This window comes from Flavobacterium humidisoli, from assembly GCF_023272795.1.
GTDB classification, from domain to species: domain Bacteria; phylum Bacteroidota; class Bacteroidia; order Flavobacteriales; family Flavobacteriaceae; genus Flavobacterium; species Flavobacterium humidisoli.
The window spans coordinates 2,526,933-2,543,027 of the sequence record NZ_CP096829.1; the positions used below are offsets into that span (position 1 = coordinate 2,526,933).

8 protein-coding genes are annotated in these 16,095 nt (G+C 34.8%); 5 read left to right on the plus strand and 3 right to left on the minus strand.

Annotated elements, in window-relative coordinates:
• Positions 1-215: 215 nt before the first annotated feature.
• Complete coding sequence (locus M0M44_RS11050; protein WP_248729801.1) at positions 216-2,393, minus strand: TonB-dependent receptor plug domain-containing protein; 2,178 nt, start codon at positions 2,391-2,393, stop codon at positions 216-218.
• A gap of 561 nt (positions 2,394-2,954) precedes the next feature.
• Positions 2,955-5,264: an O-antigen ligase family protein gene (locus tag M0M44_RS11055; protein ID WP_248729802.1), complete on the minus strand. Its 2,310-nt coding sequence runs from the start codon at positions 5,262-5,264 to the stop codon at positions 2,955-2,957.
• Positions 5,265-6,408: 1,144 nt separating this feature from the next.
• Here M0M44_RS11055 and M0M44_RS11060 point away from each other — a divergent pair.
• Both M0M44_RS11060 and M0M44_RS11065 read left to right on the plus strand, forming a co-directional pair.
• A complete protein-coding gene (locus tag M0M44_RS11060) occupies positions 6,409-7,035 on the plus strand; it encodes a recombinase family protein (protein ID WP_248729803.1) in 627 nt (208 codons plus the stop codon).
• A gap of 480 nt (positions 7,036-7,515) precedes the next feature.
• Positions 7,516-7,683, plus strand: coding sequence for a hypothetical protein (locus tag M0M44_RS11065; protein WP_248729804.1), 168 nt, complete (start codon positions 7,516-7,518; stop codon positions 7,681-7,683).
• A 387-nt stretch (positions 7,684-8,070) separates the two neighbouring features.
• Here M0M44_RS11065 and M0M44_RS11070 read toward each other — a convergent pair whose 3' ends face one another.
• On the minus strand, positions 8,071-8,490 hold the full coding sequence (locus M0M44_RS11070) for a hypothetical protein (protein WP_248729805.1): 420 nt from the start codon (positions 8,488-8,490) through the stop codon (positions 8,071-8,073).
• A gap of 1,369 nt (positions 8,491-9,859) precedes the next feature.
• On the opposite strand from M0M44_RS11070, the gene M0M44_RS11075 reads away from it, so the two are divergent.
• The 3 genes from M0M44_RS11075 (at position 9,860) to M0M44_RS11085 (ending at position 15,847) form a co-directional block, all read left to right on the plus strand.
• Positions 9,860-10,963, plus strand: a complete 1,104-nt coding sequence (locus tag M0M44_RS11075) for a chitinase (RefSeq protein ID WP_248729806.1) — start codon at positions 9,860-9,862, stop codon at positions 10,961-10,963.
• A 903-nt stretch (positions 10,964-11,866) separates the two neighbouring features.
• Positions 11,867-12,628: a sensor histidine kinase gene (locus tag M0M44_RS11080; RefSeq protein WP_256469815.1), complete on the plus strand. Its 762-nt coding sequence runs from the start codon at positions 11,867-11,869 to the stop codon at positions 12,626-12,628.
• Positions 12,629-12,895: 267 nt separating this feature from the next.
• Complete coding sequence (locus tag M0M44_RS11085; protein WP_248729808.1) at positions 12,896-15,847, plus strand: beta strand repeat-containing protein; 2,952 nt, start codon at positions 12,896-12,898, stop codon at positions 15,845-15,847.
• The last annotated feature ends 248 nt before the right edge of the window (positions 15,848-16,095 follow it).

The following is a 16,095-nucleotide window of genomic DNA, read 5'->3' on the forward strand; positions in this document are numbered from 1 at the left end:
GTTTATTATAGTAAGCAAGCGATTGCTCAAGAGAGTAATTCTCTTGAGCAATCGCTTGTGTTTTAAAACTCAAAGTATCTTGTCTGTTTTTCTTATTGACAAAAAAACAGCTGTGTGCTGAGGATAATTGAAAAGGAATGTTTTTCAATGCTTTGATTTTTGTGCACATATCTGTTTTTATAAGATTAAAAAGAATTTCTTATCAATGCAGCTCTCTAAAAATGAAGCTTGGCCCCAAGAGACGCATTTCTTCCCGACGCGTTCATACCAGAGGCAAAAGTCCTGTATTGTAAATCGAAGATATTTTCAAGACCAACGTAGATAGTGAGGGTTTTATTGATTGTGAAGGCACTTTTAAAATTGGAAGTTTGCCATGCTGGCATACCGGCTACAGGCGCATATTGTTCATTATCTTCACCGTTTAAAAAATAATCATTGATTTTTTTTTTGCCGTTGAAAAGCATATAAAAATCAAGGCATGTTATTTTTTTTTTGTATTGTAAGCCCACCTTTCCGTATAAGGGGGGAATATGGTCTAATGGTTTGTTTGCCGAGTCTTCCATAATTTCTCCTTTAGTTAAATTAACTGTACCGTACGCCTTTAGAGGCTCTGTAATAAACACATTTAGGGTTGATGAAAAACCGGCTATATAAGCATTGCCTTTGTTTTGCATAGCAAAAACTTCGCTTTGCACTCCTTCATAGATTACAGAGTTCTGACCCCCATATAGGTACTTATCGGTAATGATAGCATCAAACAGTCTGGTGCAATATACAGTGTTATCAAACTGAATTTTTTTACCTTGGCGTAAAGTGACAGTTAAGTCTAAGGTTAATGATTTTTCGGGTTTGATGTCTGGGTTAGGAACAATCAAAGTACCGGGCGCAGATTCGAAGAGTTTTGCTAAATCATCGATATTGGGTATCCGGTAAGCGGATGCTAAATTCAAAGCAAATTTAGCGTTTCTGCTATTTTTTACAATCCCTGCACTGCCACTATAAGTAAAATTAGTTTGTACGATTTTATCGTAAGGAAGGTTAAGAAATGTATTATCCTCGATTGTACTTTTTAATGCTGCATAACCTACTCGTGCCCCCAAATTGTAGAAAGTAGTTTCATTTATGCTTGCATTGTAGGCCGCAAATAGATCCGATTTGAAAGTATGGTTTCTGCCATTGGAATATCTGGTATCCGTGGGGGTTACCACTCCTGTGATCCGGTTAGCACTAGTTGCGCTCGAATTTAAATTATCATAGAATATTTCAGTGCCATACAGGAAATCTCCATGGCCGAGTTTTTTGCCGAAATCGGCATTTAAAGCAAAGACATTTACCTTTTCAATCTGGCTTTTAGTATTGTCATTGTTGAATTTTCGGGTAATTCTGCTTTCCTCAATATTTTGGTAGCTCAATCCTAAATTCATGTCACTATTAAAAAGTATTTTATTTTTTGAAAATTTATAAGCAGAAAGAAATCTTCTCTGCGGTCCGTAATTCCAAAGGGCATATTTCAAATCAAAGCCAGCAGTATCTGTCAAACGGTCATATCTGGGAAGGTCTGAGGAAGTTGAATACTGCAAATTTAAGCTGTGTTGCGTGTGCTCATCTTGTTGGAAAATGACTTTTTGCATGGCATTGTACTGTTTGTATTCTGAAAATTTTTGGATAAGAGGGTTACTGTTGGTTACCAAATAATCAACATTATTTGCTGTCTCTGCATATTTTAGGCGCTCCCCAAAAGATTCACCATTGGCATTGGCCCCCATGCGTAAATTTCCGTAACTGTTGTATGAGAAAGAAGACAGCGAGCTCCATTTGTTTCCGGCGAAATTCAAATCGAAATATTCTGTTAATCCCTCGTTGGCACTATTGTAATTGGCCATTACATTTCCCGAGAATAATTTGTTATTGGTTTGGGAGAGAAACATAGGATTTTTGGTTTTCATGTTGATGGCCCCACCTAGTGCATCACTTCCAAAAATAGTGGAAGACGGTCCAAAAAGAATGTCGACTTGTTCTAATATGTTTTCATCTACTGTAATTACATTTTGAAGGTGGCCTGATCTGTAAATAAGGTTATTCATGCGAATCCCGTCTACCAATAGCAGAATTTTATTGGCTTCAAGACCTCGGATTACCGGACTCCCGCCTCCTTGCTGGGATTTTTGAACAGTTATCGTTCCTGTATTGGCCAATATATCAGCCATGCTTTGGCTTTTTTGAAGCTCTATTTGTTTTTGGGAAATACGTTCAATAAGTTGATTTGTTTTTAAGTAGCGTTCAGTGCGAATATATATTTCTTTTAATTTAACTGATTTTATGCTGTCCGCAAGAGTTTGCGAATACCCAGCTATGGCGAAAAAAGTTGCCAGTAAAGTAAATTTTTTTTTCATTCCGTTTATGGTTATATAATTTCTCTTTTAACTGGCAAATGAATTAATTGACACGGAGGTTTGAGAAGATCGTTTTTTTTTTTTTTTTTTTGGGGGGCTGTTTTGATTTTTTTTGTTATCAGGTTTAGGCTTTTTGCGAATTGGAAATTCATCTGTACTTCAATCCTATTGCAGGCTTTTTGCATATTATTTTGATCCATTCTTTTAAGAGATAAAAGCAGTCATCTTTTTTCTTAATTAATTCTCTTTGTAAGATTAATTTCTTAAGAAACTATCGGTTATTTTTACTAGACAAGTAAAAAGCTAATGAAATGTGCTCGAACATATTTTATTTGTATTCTCGAGCATATAAAACTTTGGAAAATAGTTTTTTGGATATATAAATATATGCTTGAGAAAATTTATACATTTTAAGATTTTTTTCGCTTTTTTTCGCTTTTTTTTGTCTTTTTAAGCATCTTTTTCTTGTTTTTTAAATTGTTTCGAAATATAATCTTGTTTGCAAATATTTGACAACCAACTTTTTTTTAAAAGGATTTGCTAATTATACCAAATGAATTTCTACTTACAATTTCTATCCAATAAAGCTTGAGCCTCAGGATAATTTTTGGCTTTTGAAAGATTAAAGTATTGGCATGCTTTTTCTTTATCATTCTTTCTATCATAAGAAAGTCCTAGAAAAAACTCTATTCTACCGCTATTATTTTTGGGATTTTCATATGTTAGAACTTGCGAAAAGAAGGCTATGGCCTTCTCATAGCGGCCTAAATTAAAATAAATTCCCCCAATTCGCTTTAGAGCATTTTCATTATCAGGATCTATCTTTAGAACTTCTTGATAATTCTCTAACGCTTTCTTGTACTTTTTTTGATCTTGAAACACTTCTCCTCTCTTGATATAGATTGCTGATAGAATTGCAATCCTCCTTTGGCGCAGTATACTGTTATCGGGAAATTCTTTAACAGCTTTGTTTAAAAAATCAGTCAGTTTTTTTTCATCGTAACATAAAATTTGCAAGCTGTGTGCTGCGATGTTCCATGCTTCTGGACTTCTTACATGGCTTGTTATTAATTGATGCTGCCGTAAAATTTCTAAAGTATCGTGTTTCAATGTTGCTAAATGTTGAGCATATTGATAAGCTTTCAAATTTTTAGGGCGTAGCTTTAGACTTTCTTTGATATATACATAAGCACTGTCCGTATTTTTTTTTTCGATAGATATCAGGTATTTTTCCATCGCAATTCCTCCTAAATAAGGATTGATTTTTTCAGCTTTTGATAAGTACTTAAGCGCCATATCATACTTTTTTTCATGTGTATAATAACGAGCAGCAAACTCATAATAAGATTGAGACGTACTTAAAATATTTGGGCATACGGGTAATTGGCTCGCAATATAGTCACCGGTGAGTTTTCCTTTTATTTTATCTCCATCTTTATCGAGAATCAGTTCAGTTTCCAGATAACCCGCTTTACATCCCAAAATTGCAAAATACGCTGGTATTATTCCAATTAAGGCACACAGCAAATAAATATTATTTTTCCCGGTGCTAAATTCTAATTTCGATTGTTGAGGTTTGTTTAAAATTGTAAATACAACCAATAAACAAAAAGAAATAACCATTGTTCCTTTAAACATTGGAAAGTTAAAAAAGGAGTCGACTCCATAAGAAATAACCATCATTAAAGTTAATATAGCTACAATCCTTGAATTGTCATTAAATGGCTTTATAACGTTTCTAAAATTGAGAAAAAATAAAAAAACAAATAAGAAAAAATAAATTAATCCATTTATAACGCCTGTTTCTGCAAATATTTCTAAAAAATCATTGTGAGTATGAGTAGAAATGGTAGCATCGGAATTTTTATCTCTTTCATAAGGAATTGATTCTACAATATAATTACCTAACCCAACCCCTAAAATTGGGTTAGCTTGAGTCATTTTGATTGCGTTCCTCCAAAATTGAAGTCTTAAATTAGCAGACTGATCTCCACCTTTTATTTGCCCAATCCGATTTTCTATGGAAGAATATCGCTGTCTGTTTTCAGAATGCTTGAATGTAATATCTGCAATATAAATAGAGATTAAAACCGGGAAAATTAAAATTGCACAGGTAACAATTTTTTGTCTATACGGCAAAGATGTATTAATATAATACAATATAAAAATAAAATAAACTAAAAACAAACTAATGATTGCCGCTCTAGCTCCGGTTAATAAAATGACGATTGTGACCAATAATAAAGACACAAATAGGAACAATTTTTTATTGCCTGAAAAAGTGGTAATCCCGATAAGTAAAAAAGGGACTTTCAAATTCAAAGTAGCGGCAAGAATATTGATGTTTCCTGTGTTGCCAAACATCTTTGACAATGCTTCGCCTGTAGAAAAGTGATCGGCGATCTGTTTAAATTTATAAATTTCATAACCAGATTTTAAAATAGCAACGAGGCCTACTATAAGAATGATTTTGTAAATAAGGTAAAGTTTATTTTTAAGCAAAATCGAAAAATTAACTATTAAGCAAAATATAATCGTTAAATCAATTAAATTTGAAATAACCAGTGAAGCATTTTTTGCACCGAAAAACGAGAGGCCGCAAAAGAGAATAAATATTAAATAGATTCTTAGCAAAGAATTGTTTTTTAAAAAGTCAAAAGTGTCTACAGCAATAAATTCAGGTTTTAAATAAAAATAGACGGACATGATTATATTTAAAATCGAAAATTCTAAAAACTGGGGATATTGAATGCCCGAAATATTAAAATTAGGTAAGAAATCAATTGCAAAAAAAAGAATTATAAAGATAAGGGCGTAAAGATCTGCGCTTTTATTATTCTCAGCATAATTATTTGTTTCGATTCTATTCATTTTTATTGACTTATAAGTTATAACTACATTTAGATAAATTTTGCAAAATCACAATAGTGATGTTTAAATTATATAGTAATACAGTTGTTATTCTAACTTGCACGCAATTTTTTCAAAAATTGTTGCGCTATAAAACGATTCTGTATGTTAATTTTTTAATATAATTACTCTAAGAAGCTTCGTGGTGTCTGGCTTTACTTTTAAAGACATAACTGCCTGTCAAATAGTACCCGTTAAATCTAACATTAGAATCAGGGACAACACCTCACGATGAATTAGCATCCTCCAAAATCGAAAACCTATCATATCATAGAAAGACTCGCAGCGATTATAATCCAAGCTCCAAACCTATTTTGATCGATATTGCCAGTGTTTATAATTTATACAATCAAATACATGACAGAACAAGTTAAATAAACAGTAAAGTTGTCTTTTATGAAAACAAGCCTCTTAAAAAGTTCAAAATTAAAGAATAATAAAAGCATGAGGAGTTCGAACAAAACTATATGGTACCAGAAAAAAGAAAAAAAAGAATAACGATACTTAAAATAAGTGTAGCAGCAAAGATTTTTTTAAAACAGGACTTTTTGATCAGATATTAAAACAATAAAAATGTGTAAAAGCAAAAATGAACATAAATCACAAAAAAATATAAAAACATCTTCAAATAACCCAATTATAAGCTATTTCTACAATTAAATTGGATGCGCATACAAAAAGTGGATATAATTCTGGAAGTTTTCAGAAATCGTTGAAATAGTGTTTTTGCAATTTCTCTCAAGAGCAAGAATATTCATTGCACAGCTTTCCTGAATTCCCTTTATGCTGAATTCTTTTCCCAGACTGCTTCCGCTGGCAACGCATCGGTTTGCATGATAGACATATGCAATTCAGTACAGCTGTCCTTTCTGACTTTTTTTTAAGACGGTATGAATGCCTTTTTCATCAATAGCTTCTGCTAATTTCTCAGCAGGAATTACATTTTTATCCAATAAAATTTCCCGCATTTTTCAAACGATATATGCCTGACTGTTTTTTATTTCATTCTCTTTAAATTTTGCCTCCAGAAATTTTAAGGTCGGCTATATGTGAGAGTGAGTGACGATGAACAGACAGTGGCTACTGACGGAGAAATCAGGAAGAAATGCTTCGAAAATACTGCGATATAAATGCAGTTGAAGTTAGGCATGTAATTTATGAAGACCATTCGGCAAAGACATTCAACCGCCCGCAGTGGAAGAAACTGCTTGCGGATCTAAAGAAGCATAAGAATAAAACTGATCTTCTCCTTTTTACCAAATGGGACAGATTCAGCAGAAATGCAGGAGATGCTTACCAGATGATCAGTATGCTAAGAAAATTGGGAGTTGAGCCTCAGGCGATAGAACAGCCTTTAGATCTTTCAATACCGGAGAACAAAATGATGCTGGCTTTTTATCTTGCTGCTCCCGAGGTGGAGAATGACAGAAGAGCCCTGAATACCTTTCACGGTATGAGAAGAGCTAGAAAAGAGGGTAGATATATGGGGATTGCACTAATAGGGTATATTAACAGAGTAAAAGAAGACGGAACAAAATATATTGCATTCGACCAGCCAGAAGCCTCTATTTTAAAATGGGCTTTTGGAGAACTTTCCAAAGGTATATTCAATACGGAACAGGTGCTTCACATGGCAAAAGAAAAAGGGCTTAAAGCAGGCAAGAACCATTTTTGGAGAGCGATCCGCAATCCCCTTTACTGCGGCAAGAAAGTTCCTAAATATAAGGATTAGGAACGCACTTTAGCAAGAGGACAGGACGAAGCTTTAATTTCGGAAGTGCTTTTCTATAAATTTCAGGATGTGCCTGAAGGGAGATCCCACAAATATCTTCCAAAAGCTCTTTTAGCAAAGCCTTTTCCGCTGAGAGTTTTTTTTCATCTGTCCCGACTGCGGAAAAATACTCACAGGAAGCATATCTAAAGGTTGCTATAAATATTATTCTTATTACCACTGAAGTGCTGGTTGCCGATACAGGATATGTTCGGAAACGGCCAATGAGATATTTATACAGAACCTGAAAAAGTATGTGCCAATTCCTGAAATCAAAAATATTTAGCCAATGTAATCGGCGACTGTTATAAGGAACAGATCAAAGATGTATTGGAAGAAAAAACTAAAATCATAAGCCAGATCAAAGTTTATGAAACCAGAATATCAAATGCAAGGGATCTTCTGGCAACAAAACAGATTGAGGCTTCTGACTAACGAGATATGAAATCAGATTACGGAGAGATGCTAAGAAGGTTTGAACTTAAATTATCTGGCATTGATGATGAGAATAAGGATATGGAAGAGCTTTTAAAAACAGGGGTGGAGAATCTTATGAAGCTTAATGAATATTATGAAACGGCAACTGGATTGAATCAAGAGATTTGTTAGGTTCGATTTTTCCTGAGAATTTTACAATCTCAGAAAACGGGTTTCGAACCGCTAGAGTTAATGAAGTAGTGCATCTCATCTACAGTATTAACAGGCTGATAGGGCTAAATAAAAAAGGGATAAGGAAGAAATTTTCTTCTTTGTCCCAAGTAGTGGCCGCTATGGTGCAAAATAAAATGCCAAATGGCATGAAACTTGAATTTCTTCTATCTCTAAATAGTATATTTAAATTATAAATAGATTGCAATAAAAGCCATTCTTTTAAAAATAAAAAATATCTGAAATGTAAACTTAAAAATTACATTTCAGATAGCACAGAATCTAAAATACAAACCAAATTTAAAGATAAAACGGATTCATTTAAAGGCAGGCTTTCGGCAGAGAGAGTTACAAATTATACTTCCGGGAAACATTTTGGCTTAAAATAGATTCCCTATGGCCATGAATAGAATATTTTAAAAATTCATTAAACTCTAGCACTATGTCTCTCTTAGTTTTATCCGAACCATCTAAAATAAAAAAACTATCGCCTTTTTTTAATTGCGAGATTTCTTTTGTCAATTTTTTATTAAAAACACAGACAATCGTAATGGTTCTTTTGTTAAAAATATTTTTAAACAAACTAAATTCCTCAGCATTATAAATTATGTATATAAGAAAATTTTCATAATCATCATACATTACCATAGGCACAAAAAACGCTGATCTTTCAATATCGTATTGTTCACCGAAATTCTTTTTTACAATTTTGGAAACAAAATTTTGACTGTCACAAATTAAAATCTTCTTTTTTTCAGAACAATCCATAGATGAAATTTTAAAAAAAAACAGAAACACTTACTAGGAATCTATTAGACTCATTTTTTATCCTTAAAGATGAGACCAATAAATATTTGATAATTTCCATAAAAAAATCTTCAAAGCAAGATTTTAAAATGAATAAACATTATTAAAATTTAAACAGGGATAGATTTTGAGAAACAAAAATCAAATGCCCTTCCCTTTTTTACAAAGATGGCAAAACAATAATAATGCACATTCCATAAAACAACCTGAAGAAGACTCGGCAAAATAAAAATACCAATATGTAAACCTAATTCAAAAGCCTAATCTTCTTAGATTGTTAAAAACCACAAAACAAAAGTCCTCTCAAAGCATCAATAGCACTGCAAAGGTAAGATGCAAATTAGGTCCAGCATTTGAAAAACGGAGACAGTGAGCACTGTTTTAATCAAAAAATATAAAATCCGATACTTTAATGTTGCATATCACACTGTCTTAACGACATCTTTAGACTCCTGCCTTCAGTTTATTCATAAAAAAAAGCAAAATTTCACTTTACTATTACGCATATCCGCATAAAAACAGAAAAAAAGTAAAAACAGTATTTCCATAATTCCTTAATTTGCCAAACTTTGAAAATGTCTTTAAATGTCAGAGGCCAAATTCCTTTTTTTTTATTGTGCCAAATCTAAAATATCTAAAAAAGATCAAAGCTTACCTGCTTGAGAATTTGTTTTTTATTTTATCCTTATACAAGGTCAGGCCATAATATCCTACGAAAAGGAAAAACCGTCCAGAACTTCTTAATCATTCTGGCGCCATGCCATCTGCATTGCAGGCGAAATTTTCCTTTTAACTTATTCTTTAAAACTAATGAGTTTAGTTCTGCAGCCACGCCCTCATGTTCCATGACTGAGTTTTAGTCCCAAATAAAACTATTGTCAAAGTGCCTTACAGATCGCGCAATCTGCATTTTTTTGACTAATACGATGCGGAACATTTTTTCTTTAGTGGAGTAATTACAATAGTGTTAAAGCTTAAAAACAGCTGATATTAGTCTTTGTTTCTCAATTATTATTTCATGACAGTACTTTTTAGATCCAATATTTTTTTTTAAAACCCAAATGCAGAAGTACTTTTGTCAGCTTTAAGGCATTCCATTCTGAAGTAATTCTAAAGTGCTATGATCTTAATGCCGAGCTGGTTTTCTTAAATTAAAGACAAACCTTGAATTGGCAGTATAAAACTGGGATTTAAAATGAGGTTTTTAAAGCCAGCATACAAAAGATGCTTTGGAATTAAAAGCTAAAACTAGCGCCACTTTTAAGCTTATTAGACATTAATAAATCTTAATAAATATTATATATAAATTAACACGTAAAAAAAAACTTTTATGAAAACTAAATTATTCATGTTATTGCCTATTTTATTTTGCTTCTTTATTTTATCATCATCTTGTGATAATGATGTGCCAAAAAAAGAAGAGTCTGATCGGGAAAAGCCGGATCCAAATCCAGATCCAAATCCAAATCCAGATCCAAATCCAAATCCAAATCCTGGAACGGCTGACATAACATCACTTATTAGTCAAGATAAATTTTTACTATTATTTCCATACCGTTATGGGGCAGAAGCGGTTAACAATTGGACGGTGAACCCTCAGAAAGATTTTTACACCTATGAAGCTTTAAAAAAAGCCGTAAGCGGAATTTCAAATATTAAGATAATTATTGAAAGAAAAGGTTTTTTTCAAAAAATTACCCGCACGGAAAAATCAACCAACATTACAAAAGTGATAAGAGAAGATCCAGATTTCAGTGCTTCATGGAATACCGCCTCTGTTATTAGAGAAGAAGTTGATTACGCAAATTTCCTAAATGAGGGTTCAACTGACGTTCGTAAAAAAGAATTAGCTGCTTTTTTTGCAAATATATCGCATGAAACTACGGGAGGATGGAGTACAGCTCCAGGCGGTGCTTTTTCATGGGGGCTACATTTTCGTGAAGAAGTTGGTTATGAAAATGGTGACAAGCTTAGCTACATAGACGAAAGTGCTAAAGATTATCCTGCCATTGCCGGACAGTCTTATCATGGGCGCGGACCCATCCAATTAAGCTGGAACTATAACTATGGGAAAATGAGCGAAATGCTTTATGGCGACAAAAATGTGCTGCTTCAAAATCCCGGAAATGTAACCAAAGATGCTGTATTGGCATTTCAGACGGCAATATGCTTTTGGATGACTCCCCAGTCTCCAAAACCTTCATGTCATGATGTGATAACAGGTAAATGGCAGCCAACGCAAAATGATATAAATGCAGGGCGCAAACCTGGTTTTGGAATGACTATTAATATCATTAATGGAGGATTGGAATGTAATCAGGCCGACAATGCTAAAACACAAGACAGAAGAGGTTTTTACCTTCGTTATCTTAATGAATTAGGAACCAGTGATTCTAATTGCGAATGCAAATGCGACAAAATGAAATCATATTAAATAATTATATGAAGTAATTGTTTTCAGTCTAGTGCTTTTTTTTATTGACATATCTTAAATCTTTAAACTTACTAATTATTAGCATAAGCTGCAATTATAAAAAACATGTGCCCAAATTTAAAAAAGTGAATGGAAAATCTTAATATTTAGCTTTGATCCAGTCATTTAGAAGTAGAGAAATAGCATAGTCGGAGTACGCTGATAAATGCAGGAAATCAATATTTTTATCTGGCTGGAAAAAAGAAGATGCGTGCCGATTTTTCAATTTAAACATTTTTTAATAACTGCAGGGCAAAAGGGGGCTTTTATAAACAGAGGCTCAAAGAAATAGGGTGATAACTGCTAAGCTTTTTAATTACCAATCCAATATATATGTATTCTAAAATCTAAAATCATTAGGCAAAGACTTATGCATGAGATTAATTTCAAATTAGCATAATGAAATTATACTTTTATTTTCTCCATCCATTCTTAAGGTATTTTTTTATGATTTTTCAAGTGAAGCATTTTTGCTTCCATTGAAAAGACAATGAGTATGCTTTTAAAACGTATTGGTTAAACTGGACACTATAAATGAAAACATTTTTTCTGCATTTTATTAATGCGCGCCTGCACAGAAGTTTTTTAATATTCTGTTTGCTTTTTTTGACAGGCTGCATCTGCTTTTCAAAGTATCATTATTGCACCTGTTTTTTGCAAACGAATTTTAAAAAAGGCCCCCTATCATATTTTGGCAGCTTGTTTTACCCATGCTGCAGCCGTAAAGGCGGTATTTCCACATCAGCGGAATATTTGTTTAGGATTTTATTTCAAAATTTAAGAACACAAAATCTTATATGCTATGATAAAGTCTGTTTTGGAATTAGTCCCTTCTTTTGGGATTGGGAAACAGTCTTTTCTTATATGTGTATCGTAATATGTCTGTTTTTTTTGGGATACATTCTTAAACATCTTAAAATTAGAGTGAGTAAGACAAATAAGCTCGAACTTGATCTCATCACATTAGAATTGAAGTCATTGAAAAATCAAATGAATCCACATTTTTTATTCAATGCTTTAAATAATTTGCAAAGCATACTTTTTATAAATGGGGCCGAGCAGGCTAACGTATACTTATGCAAATTTTCCACTCTAATGAGATCAACTTTAGAAATGACCAGAAATAATACTACATCATTAAGGGATGAGCTAAATTACATTAAAATTTATTTAGATTTTGAACAAATTAGGGCTAACGATGAGTTGATAATAACTTATGATGTTGAAGAAAATCTAGAATTAAGCGAGATTGAGATTCCTGTGATGGTCGTGCAGACAATTATTGAAAATGCGATCACCCATGGTCTTATTCCAAGTAATAGAAAAAAGAGGCTGCTGGTTAAGATTTATAAAAGTAACGGCAATCAATTGAAAATTATAATTCAGGATAATGGAATAGGGAGAAGCATTAAGAAAACCGATTATGATAAATTAATTCAAAGTAACAAACATCATAAATCGTACGCTACACAAATAATTTCAGAAAGATTTAAAATTCTCAATAAATTAAAAAAACAGAGATACAATCTTGAAATTGTTGATTTAAAGAGAAATGGTATTCAAACAGGGACCAAAGTAATTATAACACTGCCAATTATTTTTTACGATAAGAAATCAAAAATATAAAAGAAATGCGGTATAGTGGGATGTATTGATCGATCTTGCTAAAATGTGCAGGTTTATTAATTCTCCATTGATTTTACAGCCAAACTCCATATGTTTTTTTTATTTAGCGATTGACTGCTGGTAAAAGATTAGAGATGTATTTTTTTAACGGCATTTCTTTTTAGCACCGTTTTATTGCGTTTTATGTTTTTTTGGTACAAAAGACAGCTTCTCGAGTTTTTCTGCTGATTTTATAAGAAATATCTTTGTTGTGTAATTCTTAATTTTATGAGAAAGAAAATTTTTATTTTATTTTTTGTGGGTTCATTTTATTATGGATTTGCTCAGGTTGGTGTCGGTACTAATGTTCCAAATCCATCTGCTCAATTAGACGTGGTTTCGTCTGATAAGGGAATTTTGATTCCTCGGGTTGGTTTGGCAGGAACTACCGATGTTACTACAATAAAAAATGGAAACCAAAATAGTCTTCTGGTTTTTAATACAAACACTTTTTCTGACATTCTACCTGGTTATTATTACTGGTATAACGACAAATGGAATCGAATTCTTGGATCTTCAGATGCCGCAGGAGGCAATGTTATTTATGATCCAGTAGCAAATACTTTCACGTATATTGACTCAAATGGAGAAACCAACAGTATTGACCTTGGTTCTCTGGTCGGCAAAAATGAGACTGTGACCACGCTGCCATCCACAGGCAGCGGCACCTATACCTATACGAGCGAGAACGGCACGGTTACCATTATAGATGTTCCGGCATCTGTTACGGGCAATGCGAACAATATCTTTACGAATCCTGCTGTTGTTACGGAGATAAACAGCCTTATCAAGGCCAATGAGACCCTTACCAGCCTTGTGTATGACACATCGGCCAACACGCTGACCTACAGGGACGAGGATGGCGCTGCAAACGTTTTGGACCTTGGTTCTCTGGTCGGCAAAAATGAGACTGTGACCACGCTGCCATCCACAGGCAGCGGCACCTATACCTATACGAGCGAGAACGGCACGGTTACCATTATAGACGTTCCGGCATCTGTTACGGGCAATGCGAACAATATTTTTACGAATCCTGCTGTTGTTACGGAGATAAACAGCCTTATCAAGGCCAATGAGACCCTTACCAGCCTTGTGTATGACACATCGGCCAACACGCTGACCTACAGGGACGAGGATGGCGCTGCAAACGTTTTGGACCTTGGTTCTCTGGTCGGCAAAAATGAGACTGTGACCACGCTGCCATCGACAGGCAGCGGCACCTATACCTATACGAGCGAGAACGGCACGGTTACCATTATAGACGTTCCGGCATCTGTTACGGGCAATGCGAACAATATCTTTACGAATCCTGCTGTTGTTACGGAGATAAACAGCCTTATCAAGGCCAATGAGACCCTTACCAGCCTTGTGTATGACACATCGGCCAACACGCTGACCTACAGGGACGAGGATGGCGCTGCAAACGTTTTGGACCTTGGTTCTCTGGTCGGCAAAAATGAGACTGTGACCACGCTGCCATCCACAGGCAGCGGCACCTATACCTATACGAGCGAGAACGGCACGGTTACCATTATAGACGTTCCGGCATCTGTTACGGGCAATGCGAACAATATCTTTACGAATCCTGCTGTTGTTACGGAGATAAACAGCCTTATCAAGGCCAATGAGACCCTTACCAGCCTTGTGTATGACACATCGGCCAACACGCTGACCTACAGGGACGAGGATGGCGCTGCAAACGTTTTGGACCTTGGTTCTCTGGTCGGCAAAAATGAGACTGTGACCACGCTGCCATCGACAGGCAGCGGCACCTATACCTATACGAGCGAGAACGGCACGGTTACCATTATAGACGTTCCGGCATCTGTTACGGGCAATGCGAACAATATCTTTACGAATCCTGCTGTTGTTACGGAGATAAACAGCCTTATCAAGGCCAATGAGACCCTTACCAGCCTTGTGTATGACACATCGGCCAACACGCTGACCTACAGGGACGAGGATGGCGCTGCAAACGTTTTGGACCTTGGTTCTCTGGTCGGCAAAAATGAGACTGTGACCACGCTGCCATCCACAGGCAGCGGCACCTATACCTATACGAGCGAGAACGGCACGGTTACCATTATAGACGTTCCGGCATCTGTTACGGGCAATGCGAACAATATTTTTACGAATCCTGCTGTTGTTACGGAGATAAACAGCCTTATCAAGGCCAATGAGACCCTTACCAGCCTTGTGTATGACACATCGGCCAACACGCTGACCTACAGGGACGAGGATGGGGCTGCAAACGTTTTGGACCTTGGTTCTCTGGTCGGCAAAAATGAGACTGTGACCACGCTGCCATCCACAGGCAGCGGCACCTATACCTATACGAGCGAGAACGGCACGGTTACCATTATAGACGTTCCGGCATCTGTTACGGGCAATGCGAACAATATCTTTACGAATCCTGCTGTTGTTACGGAGATAAACAGCCTTATCAAGGCCAATGAGACCCTTACCAGCCTTGTGTATGACACATCGGCCAACACGCTGACCTACAGGGACGAGGATGGCGCTGCAAACGTTTTGGACCTTGGTTCTCTGGTCGGCAAAAATGAGACTGTGACAACTTTAGCGGACAATAACAACGGCACCTATACCTATATAAACGAGAGAGGTACTGAGGTAATTGTTGATGTTGAACCATGGAGAATTACAGGTACAACTTCACAAGCTAGGACAAATAGTGATAATATTTACCAATTGGGCACTGTTGGCATTGGCACATCTAATATGATGAACACTTTAGATAATAATGTCAAGCTTGCTGTCAATGGGGCCATAATTTCAAACACTTCTACTTATGCTGATTATGTTTTTGAAGATTATTTCGATGGAACATCAGTGTTAAAATCTGACTATTCCTTTAAATCTTTAGAAGAAGTAGAAAAATATATTAATGCAAATAAACATTTGCCTGGGGTCACAGGAATTAAGGATTTGAGTAAAAATGAGAAAGGAGATTATATCTATAATTTAAACGAACTTTCTATTCAGTCACTGGAAAAAATTGAGGAATTATACCTTCATATTATTGAAATGAAGAGAAAGCTTGAAGCTAAAGAAATTTTTATTAATGAAATCAAGGCTGATATGGATGGTAAGGAAATGGAAATCAGAAAATTGCAAGAGCGTTTAGTGAATTTGGAAGAATTAGTTAAATCAAAAAAATAGAGTATACTGATTATTTTAATAGCAATAAAATTTCCTTTTATGTTGGCGAGGATTATTAACAGGTTATTTGTTTTAATGTATTTGCTGCTTGTTTATCGTTAACGATGTATCTGTTATTTTTTTGTCAGTGAATGGAGAAGAACATGTAAAATACTAGTATTTTTTTAGTGGCAATATAATGATGTCCATTAACAAATATAAATTTGTTGGGACAATGTTTTATAGCTAATCGATAAGATAGTTTATTC

Bases quoted from the DNA above. Each gene is read 5' to 3' on its own strand.
- M0M44_RS11065 (WP_248729804.1), top strand. From the start codon at position 7,516: ATGAAATCAGATTACGGAGAGATGCTAAGAAGGTTTGAACTTAAATTA.
- M0M44_RS11050 (WP_248729801.1), bottom strand. From the start codon at position 2,393: ATGAAAAAAAAATTTACTTTACTGGCAACTTTTTTCGCCATAGCTGGG.
- M0M44_RS11080 (WP_256469815.1), top strand. From the start codon at position 11,867: ATGTGTATCGTAATATGTCTGTTTTTTTTGGGATACATTCTTAAACAT.
- M0M44_RS11085 (WP_248729808.1), top strand. From the start codon at position 12,896: ATGAGAAAGAAAATTTTTATTTTATTTTTTGTGGGTTCATTTTATTAT.
- M0M44_RS11055 (WP_248729802.1), bottom strand. From the start codon at position 5,264: ATGAATAGAATCGAAACAAATAATTATGCTGAGAATAATAAAAGCGCA.
- M0M44_RS11070 (WP_248729805.1), bottom strand. From the start codon at position 8,490: ATGGATTGTTCTGAAAAAAAGAAGATTTTAATTTGTGACAGTCAAAAT.
- M0M44_RS11060 (WP_248729803.1), top strand. From the start codon at position 6,409: ATGCTTCGAAAATACTGCGATATAAATGCAGTTGAAGTTAGGCATGTA.
- M0M44_RS11075 (WP_248729806.1), top strand. From the start codon at position 9,860: ATGAAAACTAAATTATTCATGTTATTGCCTATTTTATTTTGCTTCTTT.